The sequence below is a fragment of the Leisingera sp. F5 genome, assembly GCF_001593695.1.
Map to the genome: position 1 here is coordinate 1 of NZ_LUKH01000588.1, position 2,061 is coordinate 2,061.

General features: G+C 64.5%; 2 protein-coding genes. Both read right to left on the bottom strand.

Features of this window, described 5'->3' with window-relative positions:
• Nucleotides 1-83: 83 nt before the first annotated feature.
• Nucleotides 84-1,268: a pyridoxal phosphate-dependent aminotransferase gene (locus A2I95_RS33575; protein ID WP_027257817.1), complete on the bottom strand. Its 1,185-nt coding sequence runs from the start codon at nt 1,266-1,268 to the stop codon at nt 84-86.
• Nucleotides 1,265-1,912 carry a TetR family transcriptional regulator C-terminal domain-containing protein gene (locus tag A2I95_RS33580; protein ID WP_027257818.1) on the bottom strand — a complete coding sequence of 216 codons (648 nt, stop codon included), beginning with the start codon at nt 1,910-1,912 and terminating at the stop codon, nt 1,265-1,267. The genes A2I95_RS33575 and A2I95_RS33580 overlap by 4 nt, the downstream gene beginning before the upstream one ends.
• Nucleotides 1,913-2,061: the final 149 nt, after the last annotated feature.

Below are 2,061 nucleotides of genomic sequence, written 5' to 3' on the forward strand. Positions count from 1 at the left end.
ATGGACGCCGGGGATGCCGAACACGCAAGAAACCCCGCGTTTCTGCAGCCCCGCGACCAGGGCCTCGCCAACTGTTTTTGCGGTCATGCGACGCTCCTTGCCTTACGGTTTGCATGAGCGGTGATCCGGTCCAGCGCGGTGGCAAAACTGGTGTCGTCGATGGTGAGAGCGACGCGCACCCAAGTCTTGAGGCTGTCGCCAAAGGCGGAGCCGGGCATCACGGCGACACCGCTTTCCAATAGGTCCCAGGCATAGGCATCGCCGTCCATTCCGGTGGCAGAGACGTCGATCAAGGCAAACATGCCGGCTTCGGGGCGGTGGACGCGCAATTCAGTCTCGCCGTGCAGCCGCTGGACCAGCAAGTCCGCGCGGGCGGCAAAGCGGGCGGCCATGCCAGCCGCCACGGGGGATCCATCGCGCACGGCCTTTTCGGTCATGTCGGCGATGAAGGGCTGGTTGCCAAACAGCATGGTTTCCGACACCGGCAGCAGCGCGGTGCAGAAATCCGCAGGTCCGGCACACCAGCCGCTGCGGAAGCCCGGTGCGGCGTGGGATTTGGAAATCGAAGACACCGCGATCACCCGGTCCGCCAGGGCAGGATCGGAGAGGGGGGAGACGAATTCTGCACCATCGAAAATCAGATGCTCGTAGACCTCGTCAGAGATGATCCAGAGGTCATGCTTGATCGCCAGCTCGCCGATTTCGCGCAGGCCATCGGCGGTCAGGATGGCGCCGGTCGGGTTGTGCGGGGTGGTGAGCAGGATGGCCCGGCTGCGCGGGGAGATGCGCGCGGCGATGTCGCTGGCCTGCATCCTGAACCCGGCCTCAGGCCGCAGCGGCACCGGCACCATATCGGCACCGGAGGCGCGGATCACGCCCTCGTAGGTGGCATACATCGGATCGCCTGCCAGCACCTCGGAGCCCGGTTCCGCGACGCCCTGCAGCACCGCATACAGCGCAGTCTGGGTGCCGGGGAAACACAGGATGTTCTCCAGCCCGAACGCGCGTCCGCGGTTGGCACTGTAGGCCTCGGCCAGGGCGGCACGCAGGCGCGCCTCGCCGCGGCCGTCGGAATAGCCGGTGCGGCCGGCCTGCATCGCCTGCGCGGCGGTCTGGATCAGGTCCGGGGGGGTGGGCACATCGGGTTCGCCGATGGTCATCTCAACCAGATCAGCCCCGGCTTCGGCCAGTTGCCGTGCCTTCAGGTGCACTTCCCATTTGCCGCCGCCCAAACCGGCCAGCCGTTCGGTGATTGCTGTCAGCCTCATGACGTTTCAGCCCCTTGTTTCAAGTTCAGTCCTGTCATGGCGGCAACCGATTGCCGCCCGATCTCTGCCAGCTCCCCCGGTGCAAAGGCATCGGGCAGGGCGCCGCCTTCCAGCCACAGCCCGTCAATCAGCGCGTTGCAGGCGATCGCCAGCTGGCGCAGCCGCGCAGGCGGGGCCGGGCGGCCCGCTTCGTTCAGCGCGGCAGTGATCAGCGCCTCCAGCTGGTCGCGGAAATAGGCATATGTGCGTTCGTGCGTCGCCTTCATGTGAGGGTCCTGCTGCACTTTGTTCAGGAAACTGGCCCAAAGCGCGATGGCGCGCGGATCCACCACCGGCGGGGTCAGCGAGGCAGTCACAAACGCAGTGAGCCGTTCCAGTGCAGTTCCCTGAACAGCCGATGCCGGGGCAAAGGTCTGGTCGGTCATGAAGGTCATGTGGTGTTCGTAGGCGGCAGTGATCAGCTCTTCCTTGGAGCTGAAGTAATGCCGGATCAGCCCCTGAGTGACGTCGGCGCGCTCGGCAATGCCCCGCACAGTAGCCCCGCGTACGCCGTTTTCCGCCACCAGCTCCAGCGTGGCCAGAATCAGCGCTTCCTTCCGGGATTCGGCGGATTCGCGTTTGAATTTACGGCGCTCGTCGCTCACCTCAGCTCCTGTTTTTTGCCATTCGGAGAAATTATACACTTGAATAATTACTGGAATCGCGGCTTACTGCAATCAGAAAATTCAGGGTGATGTAAAAATGGACACAGCCGCTGCGGCCGCATCAGTATTGGAGCCCGCCACGCACCGCG

What these genes read in the sequence shown, in the direction of transcription:
- A2I95_RS33575 (WP_027257817.1), bottom strand. Translation starts at nt 1,268, where the DNA reads ATGAGGCTGACAGCAATCACCGAACGGCTGGCCGGTTTGGGCGGCGGC.